Source organism: Deltaproteobacteria bacterium, assembly GCA_020848745.1.
Classification (GTDB): domain Bacteria; phylum Desulfobacterota; class Binatia; order UTPRO1; family UTPRO1; genus UTPRO1.
In genome coordinates this window covers 13,055-38,189 of sequence record JADLHM010000023.1, presented here as the reverse complement: position 1 = coordinate 38,189, position 25,135 = coordinate 13,055, and the positions used below count along the sequence as shown (strand labels likewise).

At 73.0% G+C, this 25,135-nt stretch carries 27 protein-coding genes; 13 read left to right on the top strand and 14 right to left on the bottom strand.

The window, feature by feature from the left end; genetic code table 11:
- Window positions 1-232 precede the first annotated feature (232 nt).
- From IT293_03305 to IT293_03275, 7 genes are read left to right on the top strand one after another with little or no spacing between them, the layout of a single operon-like run.
- Entirely contained in the window at window positions 233-3,868 is a 3,636-nt protein-coding gene (locus tag IT293_03305) for a CSLREA domain-containing protein (protein MCC6763666.1), read from the top strand.
- 34 nt (window positions 3,869-3,902) lie between these two features.
- A complete protein-coding gene (locus tag IT293_03300; GenBank protein MCC6763665.1) occupies window positions 3,903-4,355 on the top strand; it encodes a nucleoside deaminase in 453 nt (150 codons plus the stop codon).
- Window positions 4,356-4,414: 59 nt separating this feature from the next.
- Window positions 4,415-5,740 carry a hypothetical protein gene (locus IT293_03295; GenBank protein ID MCC6763664.1) on the top strand — a complete coding sequence of 442 codons (1,326 nt, stop codon included), beginning with the start codon at window positions 4,415-4,417 and terminating at the stop codon, window positions 5,738-5,740.
- A 4-nt stretch (window positions 5,741-5,744) separates the two neighbouring features.
- Window positions 5,745-6,308: a methylamine utilization protein MauE gene (locus IT293_03290; protein ID MCC6763663.1), complete on the top strand. Its 564-nt coding sequence runs from the start codon at window positions 5,745-5,747 to the stop codon at window positions 6,306-6,308.
- Entirely contained in the window at window positions 6,305-6,916 is a 612-nt protein-coding gene (mauD, locus tag IT293_03285; protein MCC6763662.1) for a methylamine dehydrogenase accessory protein MauD, read from the top strand. Before IT293_03290 ends, mauD begins: the two co-directional genes overlap by 4 nt.
- A complete protein-coding gene (locus IT293_03280) occupies window positions 6,913-7,461 on the top strand; it encodes a methylamine dehydrogenase (amicyanin) light chain (protein MCC6763661.1) in 549 nt (182 codons plus the stop codon). Before mauD ends, IT293_03280 begins: the two co-directional genes overlap by 4 nt.
- Complete coding sequence (locus IT293_03275) at window positions 7,458-7,871, top strand: hypothetical protein (protein ID MCC6763660.1); 414 nt, start codon at window positions 7,458-7,460, stop codon at window positions 7,869-7,871. Before IT293_03280 ends, IT293_03275 begins: the two co-directional genes overlap by 4 nt.
- 45 nt (window positions 7,872-7,916) lie before the next feature.
- On the opposite strand, the gene IT293_03270 is transcribed toward IT293_03275, so the two are convergent.
- The 4 genes from IT293_03270 to IT293_03255 all read right to left on the bottom strand — a co-directional run bounded on the left by IT293_03270 (window position 7,917) and on the right by IT293_03255 (window position 11,976).
- The gene (locus tag IT293_03270) at window positions 7,917-9,137 is read right to left on the bottom strand and encodes a S1 RNA-binding domain-containing protein (GenBank protein MCC6763659.1); all 1,221 of its coding nucleotides are present in this window, start codon (window positions 9,135-9,137) and stop codon (window positions 7,917-7,919) included.
- Between the two features lie 205 nt (window positions 9,138-9,342).
- Window positions 9,343-10,443, bottom strand: coding sequence for a hypothetical protein (locus IT293_03265; GenBank protein MCC6763658.1), 1,101 nt, complete (start codon window positions 10,441-10,443; stop codon window positions 9,343-9,345).
- A gap of 4 nt (window positions 10,444-10,447) precedes the next feature.
- Window positions 10,448-10,912, bottom strand: a complete 465-nt coding sequence (locus IT293_03260; protein MCC6763657.1) for a hypothetical protein — start codon at window positions 10,910-10,912, stop codon at window positions 10,448-10,450.
- A complete protein-coding gene (locus IT293_03255) occupies window positions 10,912-11,976 on the bottom strand; it encodes a phosphotransferase family protein (protein MCC6763656.1) in 1,065 nt (354 codons plus the stop codon). The genes IT293_03260 and IT293_03255 overlap by 1 nt, the downstream gene beginning before the upstream one ends.
- 290 nt (window positions 11,977-12,266) lie before the next feature.
- Here IT293_03255 and IT293_03250 point away from each other — a divergent pair, with 290 nt between their 5' ends.
- Window positions 12,267-12,569 (top strand): hypothetical protein, encoded by a 303-nt coding sequence (locus tag IT293_03250; GenBank protein MCC6763655.1) that lies wholly within the window; start codon window positions 12,267-12,269, stop codon window positions 12,567-12,569.
- A gap of 147 nt (window positions 12,570-12,716) precedes the next feature.
- Here the strand turns inward: IT293_03250 and IT293_03245 are convergent, their stop codons facing one another.
- Window positions 12,717-12,872 carry a hypothetical protein gene (locus IT293_03245; protein ID MCC6763654.1) on the bottom strand — a complete coding sequence of 52 codons (156 nt, stop codon included), beginning with the start codon at window positions 12,870-12,872 and terminating at the stop codon, window positions 12,717-12,719.
- Between the two features lie 93 nt (window positions 12,873-12,965).
- Window positions 12,966-13,724 carry a glutathione S-transferase family protein gene (locus IT293_03240; GenBank protein MCC6763653.1) on the bottom strand — a complete coding sequence of 253 codons (759 nt, stop codon included), beginning with the start codon at window positions 13,722-13,724 and terminating at the stop codon, window positions 12,966-12,968.
- A 78-nt stretch (window positions 13,725-13,802) separates the two neighbouring features.
- Here IT293_03240 and IT293_03235 point away from each other — a divergent pair, with 78 nt between their 5' ends.
- Window positions 13,803-14,702, top strand: coding sequence for a sulfotransferase domain-containing protein (locus IT293_03235; protein ID MCC6763652.1), 900 nt, complete (start codon window positions 13,803-13,805; stop codon window positions 14,700-14,702).
- 18 nt (window positions 14,703-14,720) lie between these two features.
- Here the strand turns inward: IT293_03235 and IT293_03230 are convergent, their stop codons facing one another.
- Window positions 14,721-15,680, bottom strand: a complete 960-nt coding sequence (locus tag IT293_03230; protein ID MCC6763651.1) for a glycosyl hydrolase family 43 — start codon at window positions 15,678-15,680, stop codon at window positions 14,721-14,723.
- Window positions 15,681-15,687: 7 nt separating this feature from the next.
- Entirely contained in the window at window positions 15,688-17,310 is a 1,623-nt protein-coding gene (locus tag IT293_03225; protein MCC6763650.1) for a fatty acid--CoA ligase, read from the bottom strand.
- Window positions 17,311-17,373: 63 nt separating this feature from the next.
- On the opposite strand from IT293_03225, the gene IT293_03220 reads away from it, so the two are divergent.
- The gene (locus IT293_03220; protein MCC6763649.1) at window positions 17,374-18,141 is read left to right on the top strand and encodes an SDR family oxidoreductase; all 768 of its coding nucleotides are present in this window, start codon (window positions 17,374-17,376) and stop codon (window positions 18,139-18,141) included.
- A 68-nt stretch (window positions 18,142-18,209) separates the two neighbouring features.
- Here the strand turns inward: IT293_03220 and IT293_03215 are convergent, their stop codons facing one another.
- Genes IT293_03215 through IT293_03205 form a run of 3 tightly spaced genes read right to left on the bottom strand, consistent with a single transcriptional unit; the run spans window position 18,210 to window position 19,221 of the window.
- Window positions 18,210-18,431 (bottom strand): hypothetical protein, encoded by a 222-nt coding sequence (locus tag IT293_03215; protein ID MCC6763648.1) that lies wholly within the window; start codon window positions 18,429-18,431, stop codon window positions 18,210-18,212.
- A 2-nt stretch (window positions 18,432-18,433) separates the two neighbouring features.
- A complete protein-coding gene (locus IT293_03210; protein MCC6763647.1) occupies window positions 18,434-18,826 on the bottom strand; it encodes a PIN domain-containing protein in 393 nt (130 codons plus the stop codon).
- Window positions 18,823-19,221: a type II toxin-antitoxin system prevent-host-death family antitoxin gene (locus IT293_03205; GenBank protein ID MCC6763646.1), complete on the bottom strand. Its 399-nt coding sequence runs from the start codon at window positions 19,219-19,221 to the stop codon at window positions 18,823-18,825. The genes IT293_03210 and IT293_03205 overlap by 4 nt, the downstream gene beginning before the upstream one ends.
- Before the next feature lie 33 nt (window positions 19,222-19,254).
- On the opposite strand from IT293_03205, the gene IT293_03200 reads away from it, so the two are divergent.
- On the top strand, window positions 19,255-20,235 hold the full coding sequence (locus tag IT293_03200; GenBank protein ID MCC6763645.1) for a TIGR03560 family F420-dependent LLM class oxidoreductase: 981 nt from the start codon (window positions 19,255-19,257) through the stop codon (window positions 20,233-20,235).
- Window positions 20,236-20,276: 41 nt separating this feature from the next.
- On the top strand, window positions 20,277-20,912 hold the full coding sequence (locus IT293_03195; protein MCC6763644.1) for a nitroreductase family protein: 636 nt from the start codon (window positions 20,277-20,279) through the stop codon (window positions 20,910-20,912).
- Between the two features lie 27 nt (window positions 20,913-20,939).
- Here IT293_03195 and IT293_03190 read toward each other — a convergent pair whose 3' ends face one another.
- Window positions 20,940-22,433, bottom strand: a complete 1,494-nt coding sequence (locus IT293_03190) for a hypothetical protein (GenBank protein MCC6763643.1) — start codon at window positions 22,431-22,433, stop codon at window positions 20,940-20,942.
- A 99-nt stretch (window positions 22,434-22,532) separates the two neighbouring features.
- Between IT293_03190 and IT293_03185 the strand changes: the two genes are divergently transcribed.
- A complete protein-coding gene (locus IT293_03185; protein MCC6763642.1) occupies window positions 22,533-22,970 on the top strand; it encodes a hypothetical protein in 438 nt (145 codons plus the stop codon).
- Window positions 22,971-23,063: 93 nt separating this feature from the next.
- Here the strand turns inward: IT293_03185 and IT293_03180 are convergent, their stop codons facing one another.
- Both IT293_03180 and IT293_03175 read right to left on the bottom strand, forming a co-directional pair.
- Window positions 23,064-24,872: an ABC-F family ATP-binding cassette domain-containing protein gene (locus IT293_03180; protein ID MCC6763641.1), complete on the bottom strand. Its 1,809-nt coding sequence runs from the start codon at window positions 24,870-24,872 to the stop codon at window positions 23,064-23,066.
- On the bottom strand, window positions 24,869-25,135 hold the full coding sequence (locus IT293_03175; protein ID MCC6763640.1) for a GIY-YIG nuclease family protein: 267 nt from the start codon (window positions 25,133-25,135) through the stop codon (window positions 24,869-24,871). The genes IT293_03180 and IT293_03175 overlap by 4 nt, the downstream gene beginning before the upstream one ends.

The following is a 25,135-nucleotide window of genomic DNA, read 5'->3' as shown; positions in this document are numbered from 1 at the left end:
TTTCGGCTGCGAATCGCGATCCATCCGCGATCGACGGCGTCGCGCGACCCTCGGCGTATCGCACAGATACGCGGTCGGGTCGCGCTCCTTGCGCTCGCGGCGGCTCACGGTTCTCGCTCGAAACCGATCCGTGGCGCAGACTCCTAGGCATTGCACTAGAGCATGCGCGCGATTGAAGCGGCACCGCGTTTTCGCCTATGGACGACGTACTTTCGCCGTCCGAGGAGCTGCCGTGGCCCGCGTTCTTCGCTTCCCATCGTTCGTCCTCGCCGTACTGTCCGCTCTCGTCGCCCCGAGACCGTCGAGCGCCGCGCCGCTCGCGCCCGACGTCGTGCCGCTCGCCGTCGCGGCCGCCGGCGCACCGACCGCGCTCGCGTCGGCCGACCTCGACGCCGACGGCATGCCGGACCTGATCGTCGCCTACGCGGAGGGCGGCGCGACGACGCTCGTCGCGTACCCGGGCGACGCGGAGGCGGTGTACCCGACGCCGGGCGCGCCGCGCGCGCTCGCCGGATCGCCGTTCGGGACGCCGCGCGTGCTGGCCTCGATGGACGGGCGCGTGTCGGCCCTGACGGCGGTCGACGTCGACGCCGACGGCCTCAAGGACATCGTCGCCGAGCGCGCGCTCGGGACGGCGGCGCTCCTGGTCGGCATCGGCGACGGGACGGTGGTCGAAGCCGACGTCCTCGACGCCGCGGCGGTCGGGGCGGCGCGGGCGCGCGCGGTGGCGTTGGCGCCGTCGCATCTGACGCCCGCGGCGTCGGTGCCGCTGGCGGCCGTTCCAGAGGCGTTCGCGGTGGCGAGCGCCGACGGCGGCGTCGGCGGATTCCGGACGCGCCAGGAGGTGCGGCGCGCGCTCGCGCGTCCCGCGCCGCCGCTCGCGCTCACCGCTCCGGCGGACGCCGCCGCCGTCCTGCCGATGCGCCTCAATCGCGACGCGGTGCCGGATCTGGTGGTGCTGCGGCCCGGCCTGCCGGCGCCGGAGGTCCTGCTGTCGCGCGCGGCCGCGACCTTCGTGGTCACGACCACCGCGGACGAGAACGGCGCGTGCGACGCGTCGTGCTCGCTCCGCGAAGCGATCGTCGCCGCCAACGCCACGCCCGACCTCGACACGATCGAGTTCGCGATCCCGGCGAGCGATCCGGGCTTCCGGCCGGGGACGGGTAGCTGGCTGATCACGCCGCAAGGCAGCGAGTACCCGGTGATCACGGCGCCCGTCACGCTCGACGGCCGCACGCAGCCGGGGTTCGTCGACGTGCCGGTCGTCGAGCTGAGCGGCGAGGCGTTCTCCGACGGCCGCACCGCGCTGATCCTGTCCGCGCCGAACAACGTCGTCCGCGGCCTGATCGTCAGCGCGTGGCCGGCGCTGCGCGAGAACGGCGAAAGCTTCTGCGGGTGCGGCATCATGCTTTCCGGCGCCAGCAACTCGATCGTCGAGGGGAACTACGTCGGCACCGACGCGACCGGCCTCCAGGCGAAGCCGAACGGGCAGAACGGCATCGCGATCATCAGCGGATCGAACAACCTGATCGGCGGCACGACGGCCCAGGCGCGGAACGTCGTCTCCGGGAACCGCGAGCAATTCTTCTTCGACGTAGGCATCGCCACCTTCATCAGCTCGGCCGCCGCCAACAACACGATCGCCGGCAACTACGTGGGCATCGACGCCGCGGGCTTCCACGCGCTGCCGAACCGCGAGGGCATCATCCTGAACAGCGCGAACAACACCGTCGGCGGTACCGATCCGGGTGCGGGCAACGTCGTGGCGGGCAACGTCGGAAACCAGGTGACCGTCTTCGAGGTCAGCGCCTCGGCCGACGGTAACTCGATCCTCCGCAACCTCGTCGGAACGGACGCGGCGGGCCTCGGCGCGTTCGACGAGGGCTTCGGCTACGGCGTGTCGATCTCCGACGCCGACGCCGCGGTGGTCGGCTCGCCCGGCAACGGCAACCTGATCGCGGGCAACGACTACGGGATCCTGATCCACTTCGCCGCGCACCGGTCGACGGGCGGCCACGTGGTGCAGGGGAACCAGATCGGCGTCGACGCCGTCGGTCGGCCGCTCGGCAACGGCGGCCCCGGCCTCCGCCTCGACAACGTGTTCGACGCGACCATCGGGGGCACGGCGAACGGCGCGCCGAATCTCGTCGCGAACAACACGGGTCCGGGCGTGCTCGTGAACTTCGTGCCGACGTGCGCCGGGTGCACGACCGGCACGCTGCGCGCGAACCAGAACCGCATTTCGGCGAACCGCATCTTCGCCAACAGCGGCCGCGGCATCGACCTCGGAAGCTCGTCCTTCGGCGACGGCGTGACGATGAACGACGCGACCGACGCCGACTCCGGCGCCAACGACCTGTTGAACTGGCCGGTGCTCACGAGCGCGACGTCGGACGCCATGACCTCGACCGTGAACGCGCAGGCGCTCACGCAGGGCCCGGCGAGCGCGCAGCCCTATCGCCTGGAGTTCTTCGCGAGCCCGGCCTGCGACACGGTGGGCGGCAACGGCGAAGGCGCGTTCTTCCTCGGCGCGGCCGACCGTTCGGCCGACGGCAGCGCGATCGCCGTGAACCTGCCGGTGCCGATCCCGAACGGCTACGTCGTCACCGCGACCGCCACCGACTCGCTCGGCAACACCTCGGAGTTCTCGAATTGCGTGACCGCGAGCGGCGGACCGGCGCCGGCCGCGTCGGCGACGCCGACGCCCGCCGCGACGGCGACCGTCGAGAAGACGCCCGGACCCGGCGCGACGCCGACGGTCGCGCCGACCAACGTCCCTGGCGTCGAGATCTGCGACAACTGCCGCGACGACGACGGCGACACGATCGTCGACCGCGCCGACCCCGACTGCAAGCGCCCGTGGGCCAACGGGTTGGGCGCCGGGGTCGCGACGCGGGCGCGGGCGAAGGTCGCCGCCAAGTGCCAGGGCGCGATCGCGAAGGGCGGCCAGGCGCTGGTCGCGAAGGAGCGGAAGCTCCTCCAGGGCTGTCTGCAGAAGATGCTCGCCTGCGTCGAGCTCAAGCCCGGCGATCAGGGCTGCGTCGGCAAGGCGAGCGCGGGCTGCCAGAAGGTCTCCACGACGATCGCCGCCCTCGAGGGCAAGCTCGAGGACAAGATCGAGAAGGCGTGCGGGGAGCCGCCGATGCTCGAAGCCGACCTCCAGAGCGCCGCCGGCCTCGGGTACGGCGACGAGCGCGCCACGTGCGCGGCGTCGTTCATCACGGCGCGCGACGCGAACGGCGTGGCGCGCTGCGTGCACAGCCGGCATCAGTGCCAGGCCGAGCAGATGGTCTCGATCGAGAACCCGCGGGCGCGCGAGCTGCTGCAGGCGGCGGGCGTCTCGCTCTTCGGCTTCGGCTGCCTTCTGAATCCCGGCGCGAACGGCGGCGGACAGGGCGTTGGCGACCCGGCGCGCGCGAAGCTCCTCGTGAAGTGCGCGTCCGCCGTCCAGAAGGCCGCGGCGAAGTTCGCGGCGAGCCGGCTCGGCGGCCTGCAGAAGTGCGTCGCGGCGATGACCAAGTGCGCGCAGCTGAAGCCGGGCGACGCCGGCTGCCTCGCCGGCGCGCGCCGCAAGTGCGCTGGCATCGCCGCCAAGATCGGCGACGGTCCGAAGGGCGCCGGCACCAAGGCGCGCGCCGCGATCGCCAAGGCCTGCAACGGCGTCGAGACGGAGCTTCTCGCCACCGACGGTCTCGGGCAGACGGCGCTCGCGACCTACTGCAGCGCCGTCGGCGTGTCGCCGCTCGCGACCGCCGGCGACGTCGGCGAGTGCCTGCTCCGCCACCACGCCTGCCGGGTCGGCCAGCTGCTCGACGCCGAGACGCCGCGGGGCCGCGAGCTCCTCGACTTCGGCGGGATCGCGCCGTGAAGCGCGGAATGCGGACGTGACGCCCGCCGCGCTGATGCGGCGGGCGATCGCCCTCGCCGACGAGAACGTGCGCAGCGGCCGGGGCGGGCCGTTCGGCGCCGTGGTCGCGCGCGACGGGGTGATCCTCGGCGAAGGCGCGAACGCGGTGACGACGAGCAACGATCCGACGGCGCACGCCGAGGTCGTCGCCATCCGGAACGCCTGCCGCGCGCTCGGCGACTTCCGGCTGGCCGGCTGCGAGGTCTATGCGAGCTGCGAGCCGTGCCCGATGTGCCTCGGCGCCGTCTACTGGGCGCGCCTCGACCGGCTCTGGTTCGCCGCCGACCGCGCCGACGCCGAGCGCGCCGGCTTCGACGACCGCTTCATCTATCGTGAGATCGCCGCCGATCTCGACGCGCGCAGGATCCCGACGGCACGCCTGCTGGTCGCTCCGGGCCGCGAGGTGCTGGAGCGCTGGCGGGTGACCGCGGACAAGGTCGCATACTGACCGTTGGCGAGCGGCCGGCGTCGGTTGCCTCTGCGCCGTCGCGGTGCGATGAGATGCGCGTGCCAGGCTTCCAGGACTTCGCCGCGCCGCCGGTCGACGTGACCGGGCGCGGTCGAGCGAGCCGCCGCCCGAGGATGCGCGCGTTGCCGGCACGGCGTTCCAGGATCGCAATCGCGCTGCTGGCGGCGGTGCTCGTCCGCGCCGCCGTCGCGTTCGCGGACGTGGAGCCCGACGAGCACGGCCGGGTCGCCGTGCTCCCCGCCCAGGCGAGCCCGCACTGGGTGTGGGTGCCCGACCGCCTGCTGCGCCACGCGGTTCTCTTCGACGGCGATACGGCCACGATGCTCGGAGCGCTCGACGGCACGATCAACCTGAGCGGTCCGGCGCCGCTCTTCTCGCCGAAGCGCGGCGAGATCTACGTGATCGACCCGGTCTACGCCCGCGGCCACCGCGGCGAGCGCAAGGACTACGTCGTGATCTACGACGCGGCGACGCTGGCCGTGCGCGGCGAGGTCGAGATCCCGCCGCGCTCGGCGAGCATCGGCCACGGCTATCAGCTCGCCGCCGTGCTCGACGACGAGCGCTTCCTGGTCGCGTTCAACCAGGACCCGGCGAACTCGGTGTCGGTCGTGGATCTCGAGGCGCGCCAGTTCGTCGAGGAGATCGTGGTCGGCGGCTGCGCGCTCGTCTACCCGACCGGCGAGAGGCAGTTCGGCACCCTCTGCGGCAACGGCACCGCGATCGAGGTCGAGCTCGACGCGAGCGGCCACAAGCAGCGCGCGACGCGCAGCGAGAGGTTCTTCGACACCGTGCAGGACCCGCTGACCGAGAAGGGTGTGCGCGACGGTGCGCGCTGGCTCTTCGCGTCCTTCGAGGGCCGGCTGCACGCCGTCGACTTCTCCGGCGAGCAACCCGTCGCGGCGCCGCCCTGGTCGCTCTTCACCGACGCCGAGCGCGGCGCGCGGTGGCGGATCGGCGGCATTCAGCACCTGGCGCTGCACCGCGCGACGCACCGGCTCTATTCGCTCGTGCACCAGGGCGGCCCGGGCTCGCACAAGGACCCGGGCTCGGCCATCTGGGTCTACGACTCCGAGCAGAGGAAGCGGGTGCAGGAGATCGCGGTGCCGGGTCTGCTCCCGGCCTTCGCGCGTCCGATCCTCGAGCTCGAGCGCGGCGGCTGGGGCGACTGGCTGCTGCGCCAGGTGTCGCCGAACCCGGGCGCCCACTCGATCGCGGTGACGCAGGACGCGCACCCGCTGCTCTTCGTGCGCCACGACGAGGTCGGCGCGCTTGGCGTCGTCGACGCACTCTCGGGGCGCCTGCTGCGCGAGATCGACGAGATCGGCTTCTCCGGCCCGACGCTCGTCGTGCCTCCGGGCCCGTGACGCGATGCTCGACCCGGCCGTGACGCTCGCCGCGCGCGCCGCCTTCGCGCTGCTCTTCGCGGGCGCCGCCTGGCACAAGCTCCGCGATCGCTCGGGCTTCGCGGCGGTGCTGGCGGGATATCGCGTGCTGCCGGAGCGGGTCGTGCCGGCGGCGGGCGCCGCGCTCGCGGCGCTCGAGCTCGCGACCGCGGGTGCCTGGCTCGTGCCCGGCGCCGCCCGCGGCGCGGCGCTCGCGACCGTCGCGCTCCTCGCCGTCTACGCGCTCGCGATCGGCGTGAACCTGGCGCGCGGACGGCGGGCGATCGACTGCGGGTGCGGGGTCGGCGGCGCGGCGCAACCGATCGGGGAGGGGCTCGTCGCGCGAAACGTGCTGCTGGCGGCCGCCGCGCTCGCGACCCTCCGGCCGACGGCGCCGCGCGCGCTCGGCTGGCTCGACGCGCCGACGGTCGCCGGGGTCGTCGTCGTCGCGGCGTGCGCCTGGACGGCGGCGCACGGGCTCGCGGCCGCCGCCGCGCGCGTCCGGACCGTCGACGCGCGGCGCGCCGCGCAGGCCGAGGCGCCGCGATGACCGAGGCGCTTCTCGTCTCGAACGTGCTCCTCTGGATCGCGGTGGCGGCGCTCGCGGCGGTGATCGCGGCGCTCGTGCGGCAGATCGGCGTGCTCCACGAGCGCGTCTTCCCGGTCGGTGCGCTCGTCATGCCGGGCGGTCCGAAGGTCGGTGAGGCCGCGCCGGCGCGCGCCGCGACCGACCTCGCCGGCCGCGCCGTCGCGATCGGCGGCGCCGATCCGACCGGGCGACGCACGCTCCTCTTCTTCGTCTCGCCGACGTGTCCGGTCTGCAAGACCCTGCTGCCGATCGTGCGGTCGCTCGCCGCGAGCGCCGCGCCGCCGACCCGGCTCGTCTTTGCGAGCGACGGCGACGTCGACGCGCAGCGGGCCTTCGTCGCGCGCGCCGGGCTCGGCGACCACCCGTACGTGGTCTCGGCCGACCTCGGGCTCGCCTACCAGGTCGGCAAGCTGCCCTACGCGGTCCTGATCGGCGGCGACGGGGTGCTCCTCGCCAAGGGGCTCGTGAACACGCGCGAGCACGTCGAGAGCCTCTTCGAGGCGGCGCGGCTCGGGGTTGCGTCGATGCAGGAATGGTTGCAAGAGCACGACGTCCGGAGAACGGCATGACGGGACTCGACGCGCTCCTCGAACGCTACGCTCGGCGCCTCGCACGCCGGAGCGACCGTCGCGGTTTCCTCGCGAAGCTCGGCGCCGTCGTCGTCGGCGGCGTCGCGCTGCCGCTCCTCCCGATCGCGCGCGGGCTTGCGGCCGCTCCCGAAGGGCAGGCGCACCCGGCCGAGGTCGACGGTCCCGAAGGCGACCCGACCCGCTGCGAATACTGGCGGCACTGCGCGATCGACGGCTTCCTCTGCAGCTGCTGCGGCGGCTCGCAGACGTCGTGTCCGCCCGGCACCGAGATGGCGCCGATCACCTGGATCGGCACGTGCCGCAATCCCGCCGACGGGAAGGACTACGCGATCTGGTACAACGACTGTTGCGGGCGCGGGTTCTGCGGCCGCTGCTTCTGCAACCGCAACGAGGGCGACCGGCCCGTCTATCATCCGTATCGCAGCAACGACATCAATTGGTGCTCCGGCGCGTCGACGCAGGTCTACCATTGCTCGACCGCGCTGGTGATCGGCCTCGCCGAGGAAGGTCAGCCGGAGAAGTGAGACGGCGGCCCCGGAGGTCGACGCGGCGAGCCGCGCTCGCCGTCGTGGTGCTGGCGGCGACGTTCACGGGTGCTCCGCGCGCCGCGACGGCCGCCGACGCGGTCGCGGTGCACGACTACCTCTTGAGCTGCGGCGGGTGCCATGAGCTCGACGGCTCGGGCTCGACGCGCGTGCCCTCGCTCCGCGGCATCGATCGCCTGCTCGCGAGGCCGGGCGGCCGGGCCTACGTGCTGCGCGTCCCGGGGGTCACCAACGCGCCGCTCTCCGACGCCCGCCTCGCGGCGCTCCTCGATTGGATCTTCGTGAACTTCGGCAACGACGCGGATACCCGCTTCACGGCCGCCGAGGTCGCGGCCGGCCGCGCCGCGCCGTTCGTCGACCCGAAGGCGGCGCGCGCCGCGCTCGAGTGAGGCGTCGCCGGGTGCGCCCGCGGCGCCGCGGCCGCTGAGCGCGCCTCAGCGCTGCTTGTCGAGCGAGCGCTTCAGGAGCTCGCCGAAGGTGCCGAGCCCCCGCGATTGGTTCACCTTCGCGAGCGCCGCCGTCTCTTCCTGCCGCTCGGCGTGCTCGGCCGCCTCCTGCGCGCGCCGCACGCCTTCGACCATCGAGAGCGACATGCGGCGCTGCTCGGGCTCGACCGAGAGCACCGTCACCTCGACCTCGGCCCCGACCTCGAGCGCCTGCTTGGGGTGCGAGATGCGTCGATCGGCGACGATCCGCGAGACGTGCGCGAGGCCGTCGACACCGGGCGCGAGCTCGACGAACGCGCCGAACGCCTCGAGCTTCCGCACCGTGCCGCGCACCGTCGCCCCGGCCGGGAACTTCTCGGCGGCGGTCGTCCACGGATCGACGGCGAGCGCGCGGATCGAGAGACCGACGCGCTTCTGGCCCGTCTTCGCGTCCGGCTCGATCTTCACCACCTTGGCCTCGACCGTATCGCCGACCTTCAGGACCTCCGACGGGTGCCGGGCGCGGCCGTAGCCGAGCTCGCTCACGTGGACGAGCCCCTCGACGCCGCCGAGATCGACGAAGGCGCCGAAGTCGCGGAGCGACGTCACGGTGCCCTGCACGGTCGCGCCGACGTGCAGGCGCTCCCACGTCGTCTCGGCGAGCTTCGCGGCTTCCGCCTCGAGGAGCTGGCGGCGCGAGACGACGATGTTGCGGCCGCCACCCTCGATCTTGGTGAGGCGGAACTGCAGGCGCTGGCCGACGTACTCGGCAGGCTCGCGGCGGCGGAGATCGATCTGCGACGCGGGACAGAACGCGCGCTGGCCGACGATCTGCACGTCGAACCCGCCCTTGTTCACGCCGGTGACGGTGCCTTCGACGGCGATGCCGTGCGCGAGCGCCTGCTCGAGCTCGCCGGGTACGTGGCCGCCGCGGCCGAGCGTCTTCTTGAGCACGATCGATCCGGAGCGGCTGCCGTCGTCGGTGACGGTCGCTTCGATCTGGTCGCCGACCGCGATCCGGACCTCGCCGCTCTCGGGGTCGCGGAACTCGGCGAGGTTGATCGCCGCCTCCGACTTGGCGCCGATCGCGACGAACGCGGTGTCGGCGCCGACGGCGATCACGCGGCCGCGCACGGTGTCGCCGGTACGGGCGCGTCGCTCGGTCTTGGCGGCCTGGGCTTCGCTCGCCGCGAACAGCGTCGCGAAATCTTCCTCTTCGTGGGCACTCATGATCGTCCGCTCGGGCTTATACCGCTGCGCCGCGTTTGGCTAACGCAGCGCGCCCGGATGGCGGGCCGGGAAGGCGCGCGCCCGATGCTTACGGAGCGACCTCGAGCTCGTTCACGAAAGCGATGCCCGCCGATCGATCGGCAACCTCCCGGGTCGCGCCGCCGTCGGCGGTGTACGGAAAGAGGCCGGACGACGTGGGCCTGCTTCACGGCGCGCCGTCGACGATGGAGCGGAAACCGGACGGCGCGTGTGGGCCGATCACCAGCTGCTCGAGCACGCCGATCCCTTCGCGGCCGCCCATGCGGGCGCGACACACCTGCTGGACGTGGAGATGCCACGGCGCGAGCGGGTCGAGGTCGGCGAGGGTCCAGGCATCGCCGCCGACGGCCTCCTCGCCCTTCCACATGCCGTGGCCCCATTCCGGATCGAGGTAGCCGAGCCCGCGCATCTGGAAGGTGAGGAGCGGATCGAGCTCGATCGTGACCGGCGGCCGTCCGTGCGGCGTCAGCACGATCGACGCGCGCTCCGCGCGCCGCGTGCCCGCACGCCAGCGCACCCGCTGCTCGACCGCCGTCAGGTACTCGACGCCGCTCTCGGCCGCGAAGTCGCCGACGCGCGCGAGGTTGCCGTTCGCGTGCCAGCGCCGGCCGTCGCCGTCCTCGTTGACGTCGAAGTGCACGCACACGTCGTCGAAATGGATGGGCGCCCAGAGCCAGTAGAACTGCGGCGGCATGCCGGGCGCTCCGCCCTCGGGCTCGCCGACGATGCGGACGCCCCACGAGCGGTCGCGGCAGCCGAGCACGTCGGTCGGTCCGATCGGACGGCGCGTGCCGTCGACCGCGAGCGTGCCTTCCCACGCGCCGAACTGCGTGAGGCGGGTCGAGTCCATGACCAGCCGCCCCGCGACCCGGTGGGTGAAGCGCGGCTCCTCGATCGGCGCGGTGCGGGCGCGGAAGGTGAGCTCGGCGGCGATGCCGTACGGGTTCTCGGCGACCCGCACGCGCAGCGCGCGCAGCGGCTCGACGACTTCGACCGTGATCGGACCGACCGCCGTCTCGGTGCGCTCGCACGGCGCCAGGCGCGACGCGCGCACCACCCACTGCCGCCCGTCCTTCACGACGCTGAACGCCGCGTCCATCACGCGGCGGTTCGGGTAGACCCCGAGCGCGGCCGCGAAGAAGAGGTCGCCGGCGCGCGTATAGCCGTTGAAGAAGTAGCGGTCGTAGAAATTGCGATCGCCGGTCGCCGGCTGCGCGATCGGCTCGGCGGTCTGGTGCAGGGGATAGTCGTCGAGGCGGGTCAGCATCGGGTCATCCTCTCGAGATCTCGCCGAGCATGGAGGGCTTGAGCGGCGCGACGTCCCGCATCACCTGCGCGCCGAGGTGCTCGGCGAGCGGCCGGCGCGCGGCGCGCGCGACGTCGGCGGGGAGCGTCGCGATCGCCTCGAGCGCGTCGGCGAGCACGGCGCGCACGGCCGCGACGCGCGCGGGCGGCGGCGCGGCGGGCGCCGCCGCGAGCGCCGCCCGGAGCCGGTCGGCGAGCGCGGGCGCGGCGTCGGCGAGCGCGGCGAGCGCGCGGTCGAGCGCGGCGACGGCCGACGCGCTCTCCTCCTCGGCCTGATCGGCGCGCGGCTCGACCCGGTCGCGCAGGTTCCGCAGCACGTCGACCGCGGCGTAGAGCTGGCCGCGCGCGAACGGCGACGCGACGTCCGGCAGCACGGCGTCGATGAGCGTCTGCACGACGCCGTCGATCAGCTGTTCCGCGGCGATCCGCATCAGTCGGCACCTCCTCCGAAGAAGTCGAGCGTCACGGCGAGGATGATCAGGAGAAACGGCAGCTGATGGTCGAAGAGCGCCATGCGGAGGTCGCGGGTGCGGCCGTCGTTGAAGGCGCGGATGCCGGTCTGCATGATCGCGATCATCTTCACGAGCGTCAGCACGTCGTAGAAGCGGAGGCGCTCCGGATCGACGACGCGGCCGGACGCGGCGGCGTACGCCGCTGCCATCTCGTCGGGCGGCACCAGGGCCGACGCCCATTCCGTGCCGGCGCGCCAGAGCGGCGACATGCACCACGCGAGATCCTCCAGCGGATCGCCGAGGTGCACCATCTCCCAGTCGAGGACGCCCGTGAGCCGCGAGCGCGCGCCGTCGCGCTCGACGAGGAAGTTGCCGAGCCGGTAGTCGCCGTGCACGAGCGTGGTCTCGTCGCACGACGGTACGTGCGCCCGCAGCCAGACGAGCGCGGCGGTGAGCGCGGGATCGGCGGGCAGGCCGCTCGCGCGGATGCGCGCTTCCCACCGGGCGAGCTCGCGCGCCGCGGCGGTGCGGCCGGAACCCGGGTCGCCGAGGAAGCCGAGGCCGTGCGCCCGCCAGTCGACGGCGTGCAGCGCCGCGAGCGTGCGTGCGACCTCGGGACCGAGGGCGCGGCGCTCGTCATCGTCGAAGGGACCGCACCCATCGGCGGTAGGCGCCGGGATCGGCACCTCGCCCGCGAGGCAGCGCATCACGTAGAAGGGCCGCTCGAGCACGGCGGGATCGCGCGTGAACCACGGCGTCGGCGGCGACGGGAAGGGGTCGTCGGAAAGCGCGTGCAGGACGCGGAACTCGGGCTCGAGGTCGTACGGCTCGAGGAGGCCGGCGACCGGCGCGCGCTTCGCGACCCAGCGCTCGACGCGGCGCGCGCCGCCGCACGCGACCTCGGCGTCGAAGCGGAACGTCTCCTGCGAGAACCCTTCGGTCGAGCGCGACAGCGCGACGATCCGCACGCCGTCGGCGCCGAGCTCGCGCGCGAGGAAGCGCTCGAGCCGCTCGCGGAGCTCGCGCTCGTGTTCGGTATCCATGGACCGCGCGGAAAGATGTCAAACCGGGCGCGGCTACTCAAGGCGAGCCGGCGCGACCGCGCAGGGCGTGCGTGGTGGCGTGCGCCGCGGCGGCGCGCTGGCCCGCACTTCTCACCAGGTCCCTGCTGCGAGCGTCAATCGCACGCCATCCCGGGCCGTACTCGCGCCTCGCTCCTCGACGGACTGTCGAGTCCGCCTGCGTCGCTCGGCGCTCCGTGCGGCCCGATCTGGCGCACGCTTGACGCTCTCGCGACGTGGACCTGATGAGAAATGCGCGCTAGTCGAGCGCGATGGGCAAGCGGGAGCGGGCACGGCGCCTCGCGCAGCGTGAGCACGTCCGCGACCTGGAGCGGCTCGCGCGGCGCGCGCCGGGAGGAGCGCCGGATCGGCCGCTCGAGGTCGACACGCCGCCCCTCGTCGACGTGATGGCGGAGGCGATGCGCTGTCCGCTCTGCGGCGCGGGCTTCCGGCTCGTCGAGCACGCGGCGGAGACGATCGACGGCGCGCGCTTGCGGGTCGCACGCGTGACGTGCACGAGCTGCGGGATCGCCCGCGCGATCTACTTCCGGTTGCGCGAGACCCTACTCAACTGAGGCGCGCGGCCGGCGCCTGGCGCGGGAGCGCGACCCACTCCGCGATCCGGCGCGCCGCCGCGAAGCTCGCCCACCCGGCGACGCCGACGAGCGCCGCGTCGTCCGCGCCCGCGGTCCACATGGCGCCCGGCAGGATCGCTGTCGGCGTCAGTCGGCCGCGGCGAGGTCGTCGGCGGGCGGCGCGGGCGGCGCGACGGCGATGCTGGCGTCGGCGCTCGGCGGCAGTCGCGAACTCGCTTCCGTCAGCGCCAGAGCGAACGCTTCGACCGAAGACAGCGGCTGGGTCGTCTGCACGGGGCTCATAGATGCTCCGTGCAGAGCCAAGTCAACAGCGCACGCGGTGGGGTGGGGATCGTCGGGTCGCGGCGACGAAGCGCCGTGGCCCGCCGCGTTCGCTCAGCGCCGCGGCCACGCCACGCGCCCGGCCTCGATCTCGGCGAAGAACCAGGCGTGGAAGCCTCGCGCGAGGAGCCACTCGATGCGGTCGCCGCGCCACATGATCCGCGCCGGCCGCTGCAGGTCCGGTCCGAGGTCGCGGAGGAAGGCTTGGGTGCGGTCGAGGTCGGCGCGGCCGACGTCGAGCTGACGCAGGCGCTTGTACCAGGCAAGGAGCCGCGGGTGCGTCTCGCCGTCGAAGGCGACGTCGAGGAAGCGGACCGCGGTCAGGTGCGGGAAGAGCGCGAGGTCGGCGATCGAGAGGTCGCCGCAGAGGAAGTCGCGGTCCGCGAGGGCGCGTTCGAGGTCGGCATAGATCGGCGCCAGGTCCTCGCGCGCCGCTTCGAGGAGCCCCGGCGGGCGCGTGCCGGGCGTGAAGCCGAAGCCGCCGTTCGAGACGTCGTGGACGATCGCATCGACCAGGGTGTCGGCGATCCGCTCCCAGGCGAGCGCCGTGGCGCGCAGCGCGGGGTCGGCCGGATAGACCGGCCGCGCCGGGTGCCGGTGCTCGAGATGCGCGACGATGTGCGGCGAGTTTGCGACGGCGAGGTCGCCGTCCACGATCACGGGGACTTCGACGCGCGGGTTCACGGCGGCGAGCCGCGCGTGCCCCTCCGGCGCGAGGCCGTCCACGGTCTCGAACGGAATCCGCTTGTGCTCGAGTACCATGCGGACCTTGCGGGCGAACGGGCTGAAGGCGTTGTCGAAGAGCGTGAGCATGGCGCACCTCCGGAGGCCACGATGGCCGAGGCGCCGACCCGACACCACACCGGGTTGACAGAGCGGTGGCGGCGCGCGATGGCAACGCCGATGGCGCGCCGACGCTACGTTTCCGTGGTCGACGACAACGCCCGCTGGGACGGGTTCGTGCCCCGCGCCGGGGACGTCTTCGTGTGTACGCCCGCCAAGTGCGGCACCACCTGGATGCAGTCGATCGTTGCGAGCCTCCTCTGGCCGACGGACGACGCGCCCGGACCCGTGCTCGCGATCAGCCCGTGGATCGAGATGAAGGGCGTGATACCCGTGGCCGAGCTCCACGCCATGCTCGCGGCGCAGACGCACCGGCGCTTCATGAAGACGCACACCCCGGCCGACGGGATCCCATGGTTCGACGAGGCGCGATACGTGTTCGTCGCGCGCGACGGGCGCGACGCCTTCATGTCGCTCTGCAACCACGTCGAGAAGTTCCAGGACCATCTGCGCGACTCGCTGAACGCCGACGCCACCGCCGAAGGCCTGCCCGAGTTTCCCGCCTGGGACGGCGACGTCCACCGCTTCTTCGCGCGCTGGGTCGAGCTCGACGACTTCTTCTTCCGGCACCTGGCGACGTACTGGGCGGAGCGCCACCGTCCGAACCTCCTGCTCGTGCACTACAACGACCTGAAGGCCGACCTCGCGGGCGAGATGCGCCGCATCGCCGCTTTCATCGGCGCCGACGTACCGGAGGCGAGCTGGCCGGAGGTCGTCGATCGCTGCACGTTCGAGCGCATGCGCGAAGGCGAGGCCCGGATGGGCGCCGTCGACATGGTGTTCAAGGGCGGCCTCAAGAGCTTCGTCTTCAAGGGGACGAACGGCCGCTGGCGCGACGTGCTGACCGCCGAGGAGCTCGCGGAGTACGCGCGCCGCGTAGCCGAGACGCTGCCGCCCGACTGCGCGGCGTGGATGGAGCGCGGCCGGAGCGCGCTCGCGCGGGGCTGAACGGCGCGCGCGTCCGGGTCAGGTGGGGTCGGCGACGACGAAGCCGATCGCCTCGCGGCCGGCGAGGAGCGGCGCCCGGTCGCGTCCGTTGAAGTAGAGGTGCCAGCGGCCGTTCGCCGCGCGCCGCGCGTCGCAGGCGTAGACGAAGCGCGCGCGCCACCCGGTCGTGGGGGCGACGATCGGCTCGGGATGCGCGTACTCCCACCGGCGGCCATCGGCGGAGCGCCGGACCGAGATCGCCGACGAGCTGCGGCGCGCGCTCGCATCCCAGGCGATCCCGTTCTGGAGGCCGACGAATCCGTCGGCGAGCCGCAGCACCCGCATCGCGCCGGCGCCGAGGTTGGCGCGCGGATCCGCGCGCGACGGCGACAGCACCGGGCGCGGCTCGGAGAGGTACGGGCCGGCGATCGTCTCGCCGTGCGCGATCCCGAGGTGCAGGGGCTCGTCGAAACCGCAATCGGGGACGCGGACGAGCCCGGCGCTGTAGTGCAGACGCCAGCCGCGCTCGCCGCGGACGACCGTCGGGTTGCCGACGGATGCGCCGCGCCCCTGCGCGCGGTGCCATCCGAGGCTCGGCGCGAGCGCCACGGCCGGCCGGCTCCAGTGGCGAAGGTCCGCCGACGAGCGGTGCTCGATCCACGACCGCCAGCGCATGCCCGGGATCGCCGCGAGCGGTAGGCGGAAGACCGGATAGCGCTCGTAGAAGAGATGGTAGAGGCCCTCGGCGCGCAGCAGGTAGGGCCGCATCGCGTGCCGCACCGCGAGCCGCGGCCGCGACCAGCGCACGCCGTCGTCGGACGTGAAGCCGTGCACGCCGAAGATCGAGTGCGCGAAGAGGTGCCAGCGGCCGTCGGGCGTCTCGTGGGGCAGGAGGAAGGTCGGGTCGGCGATCAGCGGCGAGCCGAGCGGCGGCGTCAGCACCGGCGGGGCGTCGTCGACGCCGCGCCACACGAGCCGGGTGAACTCGTCGACCGTCATCGTCGCCTCAGCTCCGTCCCACCTCGACGACGTCGAGCCCGCCCGCGGCGTGGCGCGCGCGTAGCACCTTCTTGTCGAACTTGCCGACGCTCGTCTTGGGCACCTCCGCGATGAAGGCGAAGCGCTCCGGGAGCCACCAGCGGGCGACGCGCCCGGCGAGGAACGCGTGCAGGTCGGCGGCGGCGGTCGCCCGGCCGGGGCGCAGGACGACGCACGCGAGGGGCCGCTCCTGCCAGCGGTCGTCGGGGATGCCGATGACCGCGGCCTCGACCACGTCGGGATGCGCCATGATCTCGTTCTCGAGCTCGACCGACGAGATCCACTCGCCGCCCGACTTGATGACGTCCTTCGCACGATCGGTGATCTGCACGAAGCCCTTGGCGTCGACCGTGCCGACGTCGCCGGTGCGGAGCCAGCCGTCGTGGAACTTCTCGGGCGCGTGGTCCCGGTAGTAGGCGCCGGTGATCCACGGGCCGCGCACCTCGATCTCGCCCGCCGTCGCGCCGTCCCACGGGAGCGGCTGGCCGGCGTCGTCGACGATGCGGAGGGCGACGCCCGGGCAGACGCGGCCGGTCTTGGCGCGCCACGGCATCTCCTCGGCGGCCGGGACGCCCTTCGGCGGCACCGCGATCGCCGCCAGCGGGCTCGTTTCGGTCATGCCCCAGGCCTGGATGATGCGCACGCCGTGGCGCTCCTCGAACTTCTCCATGAGCACGCGCGGGACCGCCGAGCCGCCGCACATGACGACGCGCAGCGACGAGAAGTCGACCGGGTGCTCCTCGGCATGGCGCAGGAGGTCGTTCCAGATCGTCGGCACGGCGGCGGCGACGGTCGGCCGCTCCTCGGTGACCAGGCGCGCGAGCGGCGCGGCCTGGAGATGGCGGCCCGGCATCACGAGGTCGGCGCCCACTTGCCACGCCGCGTAGGGGAGGCCCCAGGCGTTGGCGTGGAACATCGGGACGACGAGGAGCGCGCGGTCGCGGTCGTTGAGTGCGTAGGCGGCGCCGCTCGTGAGCGCGAGCGAATGCAGCCAGGTCGAGCGGTGGCTGTAGACGACGCCCTTCGGGTTCCCCGTCGTGCCGCTCGTGTAGCACATGGCGGCGGCGCGGCGCTCGTCGATCTCCGGCCAGGCGTAGCCCGGCCGCTCGGCCGCGAGCAGGTCTTCGTAGCGCAACGCGTCGGCGGCGAGCGCGCTCGCGTCGCCGTCGCCGACGACGATCACGTGCTCGACGGTCTCGAGGAGCGGCCGCACCTTGGCGAGCAGCGGTACGAGCGAGTCGTCGACGATGACCACGCGGTCCTCGGCGTGGTTCGCGACGTAGACGAGCTGTTCGGGAAAGAGGCGGATGTTGAGGGTGTGCAGCACGGCGCCCATCGCCGGGATCGCGAAGTAGGCTTCGAGGTGCTCCTGCGAGTTCCAGGCGAAGGTCGCGACGCGGTCGCCGGGCCGGACGCCGAGGCGCGCGAGCGCCGCCGCGAGCCGCTCGGCCCGCGCCGCGACGGCGGCGAAGGTCGCGCGGCGCGTGCCCCGCTCGTCGCGGGTCGCGACCGTGCTGTCCGCGTGGACGGTGCGGCCGTAGGTGAAGAGATCGGTGATGGTGAGCGGGTGATCCTGCATCGTCGAGCGCATGGGCGCGGGTGTAGCCAACGGCCGCCTTGACTCGCAACCCCGCACGCGCGACACGCACGCCGTATGGCGAACCAAGATCCGGCGGTGGCCGTCGTCACCGGCGGCGGTGGCGGCATCGGGCGCGCGCTCGCGCTCCGGCTCGCGCGCGACGGCTTCGCGATCGGCGTCCTCGACCGCGACCGTGCCGGCGCCGACGCGACGGTCGACGCCGTCGCCGCGGCCGGCGGACGCGCCTCGGCCGTGACGGCGGACGTGACCGACCAGTCGCAGGTCGTCCGCGCCTTCGCGGACCTGAAGGCGCGCCTCGGGCCGACCCGCGTGCTCGTGAACAACGTCGGGTGGGACGTCTTCGGCCCGTTCGCCGAGAGCGACGCCGAGACGTGGGCGAAGATCATCGGCGTCAACTACCTCGGCATGCTGCACTGCACGCACGCCGCGCTCGCCGACGTCGCGGCCGCCGGCAACGCGGGCCGCATCATCAGCATCGGCTCGGACGCGGCGCGTGTCGGGAGCTTCGGCGAGTCCGTCTACGCCGGCTGCAAGGGGGCCATCATCGCCTTCTCGAAGTCGCTCGCGCGCGAGCTCGCGCGCGAGCGCGTGCCGGTGAACGTGATCTGCCCGGGCCCGACCGACACCGCGCTCTTGCAGGACGTCGGCGCGAGCGCGCTCGGCGCGAAGATCGTCGCCGGCATGACGAACGCGATCCCGTTCCGCCGGCTCGGCACGCCCGAGGAAATCGCCGAGGCCGTCGCGTTCTTCGCGTCGCCGGCGGCGGGGTTCATCACGGGGCAGGTGCTCTCGGTGAGCGGCGGCTTGACGATGGCGGGGTAGGGCCGCGGCCGCGCCGGCGGTGGATGCGGGTGCGTGCGGGCGCGCCGTGGCGAGGACGTGCGGGGCGCTCAGGCCGGCCCGAGCGTCCCCCAGTCGATCTCCCAGAACTCCGGGAGCGGCGGCCGGAGCTCGAGGTGGCCGCCGAAGCACTCGAAGCTCGGCTTGTGGGAGAGTCGTTCCACCACGTAGTGCACGAACTCCTCGAGCGGCTTCGCGCCGGGATCGCCGACCGCGAGACGCTTCCGGCCGCCGCACTTCTTGCACGCGACGTCGACGTGGAGCGTGGGCATCGTTACGGGGTCGGGAAGCCGAGGCGCCGGGCGATGCGGCGCTGCGAAACATCGCGGGTGAGAAAGGCCACGCGGTCGGTTTCGTCCTCGGCCACGAAGAGGGCGCAGGCGAGGTGCCAAAGGTCGGCGCCGCGCAGGTGGCCTTTTTCCAAAGTCGACCGCATTTCACTGGCAAGTGACCGAAAAGGCAGTACGAGCGCGATCCCACGTAACGCCTCCAAGATGACGTCATCGTCTACCGATTCGCGCAGTGCCGCGGATAGGCACTCCGCGATGAGGAGGTCACAGCTGACCAGCCGCTCGTAGCGCGCGAGGACATCACGAAGGTGGGAGCCGCGTGCCTCGTCGAAGGCGATACCGAGAAAAAAGGAGCTGTCGACGTATGCGGTCGTCACGAGCGCGATCGCAGGAACCGACGGAGGGCACCGCGCCGACGAGCGATCGGGCGGATGCTCGTCGGGGGGCTCGTTGCGGGCACGATCACGCCGACGCGTTCCATCGCGGCCAAACGGGCGTCGAGACCCCCGCGCGGCTCGATCGGGACGATCCGAGCAACGTCGCGACCGCGCTCGGAGAGCACCACGCTCCTGCCGCGCTTTACCTGCCGGAGGATCTCGCCAAGCTTGGCCTTGGCCTCGTCGACCGGGTAACTGCGCGCCACCCCTCGGGAGTAGAGTGCTCTTGTCGTCATCGTCAAGTCGCGATCGTTCACGCTTTTGCGGGCTTCCGCAACGCTACGAGTAGTGGTCGCATTGCGCTTGCTTCTCGCGTCGCCGTCCCGCACTTTCACCGGGCACCCACCACACGCTCGGAGGTCGTCGCGATGGTCCAGTTCGGCACGTTCGCACCCCAGGGATGGCGGCTCGAGATGCGCGGCATCGCGGGCGGCGCGGCGCAGTGGCAGCGCCTGAAGAGCGTCGCGCGGACGCTGGAAGGGATCGGCTACGACTCGCTCTGGCTCTACGATCACTTCCACACCGTGCCGCGGACCGAGATCCAGCCGACCTTCGAGTGCTGGACCACCATGGCGGCGCTCGCGGAGGCGACCTCGACGATCCGCCTCGGCCAGCTCGTGACCTGCGCGCTCTACCGCAACCCCGGCTATCTCGCGAAGGTGAGCGCGTGCGTCGACGTGATCAGCGGCGGGCGCGTCGACGTCGGGCTCGGCGCCGGCTGGAAGCAGGACGAGTTCGACGCCTACGACTATCCCTTCCCGCGGATCCGCGAGCGGCTCGACCGCATGGCCGATACGGCGCGCATCCTGAAGGCGATGTGGACCGAGGAGAAGGCGACGGTCCAGGGGAAGTACCTCCAGATCAAGAACGCGGTGAACGAGCCGAAGCCGCTCCAGAGACCGCACCCGCCGCTCTGGATCGGCTCGCAGGGTCCGAAGGTGGGCCTCCGCATGGTGGCCGAGCTCGCGGAGGGCTGGAACCACAACCGCGGCCAGGCGGCCTTCGACGAGAAGCTCCCGATCCTCATGCAGCACTGCAAGGACATCGGCCGCGACCCGAAGACCATGCGGATCTCGGTCGAGCGCACGTGCGCCATCTTCAACGACGACGAGGAGCGCCAGGCCCACATCGCGCGCTGCTGGCCGGGCGTCAGCCCGGAGCGCATCAAGACCTTCCTCGACGAGTCGTGCACGGGTACGCCGGAGACGATCGCGAAGGAGCTGAACCACTACATCGAGCGCGGCGCCGAGCTCGTCATCCTCTGGTTCCAGGATCTCGCCGACGTCGGCAGCGGGACGTCGATGGCCGAGCGCTTCATGAAGGAAGTGAAGCCGTTGTTGAAGAATTGAGCCTGGTGATGGCGATACCCCAGCCCGAACCGTCCTTTGCGATGTCCCTCGAGGACGCGATGCGGACGCAGCGCGCGATCCGCCGCCTCAAGCCCGACCCGGTCGACGACGCGCTGATTCTCAAGTGCATCGAGCTCGCGTTGAAGGCGCCGACCGGCTCGAACGCCCAGAACTGGGAGTTCGTGGTCGTGAAGGATCGCCAGGTGAAGGCGAAGCTCGCACGCCTGAACCGCACGGCGTGGGCGGCCTACGGCGGCATCGGGCGCTTCCTCGCCCGGCGCCAGGGCGACGACGAGACGATGCGCATCATCGACGCCGTGCAGTGGCAGGCCGATCACTTCGAGGACGTCCCAGTCGTCGTCGTCGCGTGCCTCAACACCTGGGTGCCGCCCCTACCGTCGATCGCGGTGAGCAGCTTCTACGGCTCGATCTATCCGTCGGTGCAGAACCTGCTGCTCGCGGCGCGCGCCGCCGGGCTCGGCGCTGCGCTCATCACGCTGCCGCTCTGGAGCCGCACGCTTGCGCGCTGGGCGCTCGGCCTCCCGTGGACGGTGACGCCGGTTGCGGTCGTGCCGATGGGCTGGCCGACGGGCCGTTACGGCCCGACGATGCGGAAGCCGGTGGAAGACGTCGTGTCGCTCGATCGGTACGGGAACCGGGCGTTCGTGAAGCGCTGATGCGCGCGGGGCCGGCGTCCCCGGCGGCTACTCGCGCGCGTTGCGCCGCGTGAGGAGGTTCACCTCGCCACCGTGGTACGCGACCCGGTAGCGCTCGAAGAGCGCCCGCGAGATGCGCGGCCAGGGCGCGTCGCCCGGGTTGGGGTCGACCCTGACGACGCCCGGACTCACGATCACGGCATCGAAGCGCTCCGCCTCGATCGCGGCCAGCAGGCGACCGACCGTCTCCGGCCGGCTGTTCCAGAGCACCGTGATGTACATCCAGAGGTCATTCAGATTCATCTCGCCGCCCTCGAAGTCGTGCGGGATCTGCGAGTTCTTGAGGTTGAGGAGGCGGCCGTGCTCGGCGTCGAGCGCGCGGAGCGCGTCACGCGCCGAGGCGCGCTCGCGGACGTAGCGGGCGGTGTGCGCCGGGTCGGTATGTGACCAGAGTCGCGTGTTCGGGTTGCCGAGTTCGAGCACGACGCACCAGGCGAGCACGGTGAGGCCGGCGGCGCGCGCCCAGCCGAGGCGCAGGGGGGTGCCGTCGCCCTGCGCGACGACGACGATCCAGACGAGCGTCGCCAGCATCGGCTCGATCAGGTTGTGGTTCTCGGCGCCGATGCCGGTCATGACGCCGTTCTGGAGGATCCAGGCGGCGCCGGCGTAGGGGAGGTACGGCGTCGCACAGGCGCGCCGGCCGTCGCGGACGAGGGCGACGATCGTCGCGCCCGCGCCCGCGCCGAGCACGAAGCGCACGAGCGGCTGCGCGAGCATCATGTCCCAGTGCACCCAGTAGCTCTCGATGTCGCGCGGGTAGTCGCTCAAGGGGAGCGTGACCGCAAACCAGAAGTCGGTACCGAACCACGCGGTCGCCGCGGCGCCGAGCACCGCCCCGACGGCGAGCCCGGCGCCGAGGAACGCGCCGAGATCGCGCGGCCGGTGGCGGGCGACGTGGATGAAGCACGCGACCCCGGCGGCGAGGAACGACTGCTTCGCGGCGACGCCGAGCGCGGCCAGCACCGCCGAGGCGATGACCCCGACCCGCGTGCGGGCGCGCGCCGCCGCCACGACGGCCCAGACCGAAAACGCGAGCGCCATCGCGTCCGAGCGCAGGTAGGCCGTGTTGCCGGTGACCGCGTGGATCAGGAAGAAGACGCCGAGCGCGAGTACGGCGGTCGCGCGATGCCCGCGCGCCGCGATGGCCGGGAGCGCCGCCGCCGCGATCCCCATGGCGCCCGCCGCGACGAGCCGGCCCGTGAAGAATGGATTCGCGGGGTCCTGCGGCAGCACCGCGACGAGCGCGTGGTAGAGGGGCGTGTACGGCGTCATGAAGAAGGGCAGGTCGAGGAACGAGCCGCGCGCGTAGATGTCGAAGCCCGCCCACAGGGCCTTCACGGTGCACATGTGCGGGCCCTCGGAGATGAGGTCGAAAGGCGCCCGCAGCTGGTCGCGGACGACCGGGACGAGCCGCGCGAGCGCCGCGCCGGCGAGCGCCAGCGCCGCCGACCACACGACCAGGAGCGACCCCCGCGCGCGCACGGGCGGGTGCTAGCAGAAACCGGGGGAATTCGCGTAGCGGCGGGGGGCGGGCCGGTGCGGTCGATCTTCCGGCCCGGACGTGCTATCGGCCGGATCCACATGCCAAGCCCGAAGATCAAGGCCGGCTCGACCGTCGACAGTTGGTGCACCAAGTGCAAGCTCGTCCTGGCGCACACCGTCGAAGCGATGGTGGGAACCAAGATCACCCGCGTGCACTGCAACACCTGCGGCGGCCAGCATGCCTACCGCCCCGACGCGCCGGGCGCCACGGCCAAGCCGGCCAAGGCCGGCGGAGGGCGCCGGAGCGCCCCCAGGAAGTCCGTCGATTCCGCACCAATCCGTAGCGAATACGAGACGTTGTTGCGCGGGCGGACGGGCGACAAGGCCCGCGCCTACGCCACGACCGAGCGCTTCGCTCCGGGCGAGCTCATCAAGCACTCGTCCTTCGGGCTCGGGGTCGTGGTCGCCGAGCGCGACAGCGTGAAGATCGACGTTGCCTTCCCCGACGGCCCCCGCGTCCTGCTGCACGGCCGCTGACCCGGAGCCCCACCGGCCCGAGCGGGGGAGGCGATCCCACCGCCCCGGCGGAGCCGAGCCTCCGGCCCGAACCGGCGGCCGGCCGGGGTTCGCTCAGGCCCGCTTGGCCTCGAGCTCCGACCAGCGCGCGTAGAGCCGGTCGACCTCGGTGCTCGCCGCCTCGGCCGCCGCCAGGCGGCGCGCGAGCTCGCCGGCGTCGGCGGCGATCGCCGGGTCGGTGAGCGCGGCGCGGCGGGCCTCGAGCTCCGCCTCGGCGGCGAGGATCGTCGCTTCCATCGCCTCCCACTCGCGCTGCTCGTGGTAGCCGAGGCGCCTGGCCGCGGCGGGGGCGCGCGCCGGCGTGGCCGGCCGCGGCCGGGCGGCCTTCGCGGCCGCGGCGGTGCGGGCGACCGCCGACTGCCATTGCGCGAGGTCGGCGTAGGGTTGGACGCCGCCCGCGCCGTCGAGCGCCAGGAGCGAGGAGGAGACGCGGTCGAGGAGGAAGCGGTCGTGCGTCACCAGCACGATGGCGCCGGGAAACTCGAGGAGGCTCTCCTCCAGGATCTCGAGCGTCGGGATGTCGAGGTCGTTGGTGGGCTCGTCGAGGAGAAGGACGTCGGCCGGCTGCAGCATGAGACGGGCGATATGGACGCGCGCCCGTTCGCCCCCCGAGAGGCGGCCGACCGGTTGCCCGAGCTGCTCGGTCTGGAAGAGGAAGCGCTTGGCCCAGGACGCGACGTGCACCGGGCGGTCGCGGTAGATCACGGTGTCGGCTTCGCCCGCGAGCACGCGCCGGAGCAGCCAGGTGGGATCGAGCCCGGCGCGTTCCTGCGTGAAGTGGACGACCCGGAGGTCGTCGGCGTGGGTGACGGCGCCGCGGTCGGGTGCGATGGCCTTCGCGAGGAGGCCGAGGAGTGTCGACTTGCCGCTGCCGTTGGCGCCGAGGAGGCCGAGGCGCACGCCCGGCCCGAGCACGAGGTCGAGCTTCCCGACGATCGTGCGGCCGCCGAGGTCTTTGCCGAGGCGGCTCGCGACGACGAGTCGGCGGGTCTGCCGTCCGGACGCCGTGAACGCGATCCCGGGTCTGGCGGCGCGGGCGCGGTCGTCGGCCGCCGCGAGCTCGCCGATCAGGCGCGCGGCCTCGGCGATGCGCGCCTGCTGCTTCGTCGTGCGCGCCTTGGCCCCCTGGCGCAGCCAGGCGATCTCGCCGCGCACGCGGTTCGCGAGCGTGTCGCGGTAGGCCGCCTGCTCGCGGAGCGCGGCGTCGCGGCGCTCGAGGAAGTCGCTGTAGCGGCCGCTCGTCGCGAAGATCCCGCTCGGGTGGATGCGGTCGATCTCGATCATGCGCTCGGCGACGTTCTCGAGGAACCAGCGGTCGTGGCTCACGAGGAGACAGGCCCGCGGCTCGGCGCGGAGCAGCGCCTCGAGCCACACGATGCCCTCGACGTCCAGGTGGTTCGTCGGCTCGTCGAGGAGGAGCACGTCGGGCTCGCGGGCGAGCGCGCGGACGATCGCGAGGCGCTTCCGCCACCCGCCCGAGAGGGTGTCGGCGGGCGCGGTCGGGTCCGCGAAGCCGGCGCGGCTCACCGCCTTCGCGACGCGGAGCGCGGCGTCGCCGTGGTCCTCGGGGCCGTCGTCGGCGATCGCCTCGGCGACGACCTGCTCGACGGTCGCGCCGGCCGGGAAGCCCGGGTCCTGGGCGACGAAGCCGACGCGCGCGAGCCGGCGGAGCGCGCGCGTGCCCGCGTCGGGCGTCTCGAGCCCGGCGAGGATGCGGAGCAGCGTCGACTTGCCGCTGCCGTTCGGTCCGACGACGCCGACGCGGTCGCCTTCCGCGATCGCGAGCGAGAGACCGCTGAAGAGGGGAGCCGCGCCGTAGGCCTTGGCGATCCCCTGGACCGACAGGATGACGGGTCCGCTCATGCGCCGCGGGGTCGGCGCAGGCGCGCGCCCGCGACCAGGGCGTGCTTCTCTTCGCGCGTGAGGGTCTTGATCCAGTGCTCGGTCGAGAGCGCGTCGCCCCAGGTGCGGACACGCCGTGACCACAGGAGCTCGACGGGCAGGCGGGCGCGCGTGTAGCGCGACGCGCGGCCGGCGGCGTGCTGCGCGAGGCGGCGCGTGAGGTCCTTGGCGGCGCCGGTGTAGAGTGTGCCGTCGTTGCAGCGGAGGATGTAGACGACGTGCAT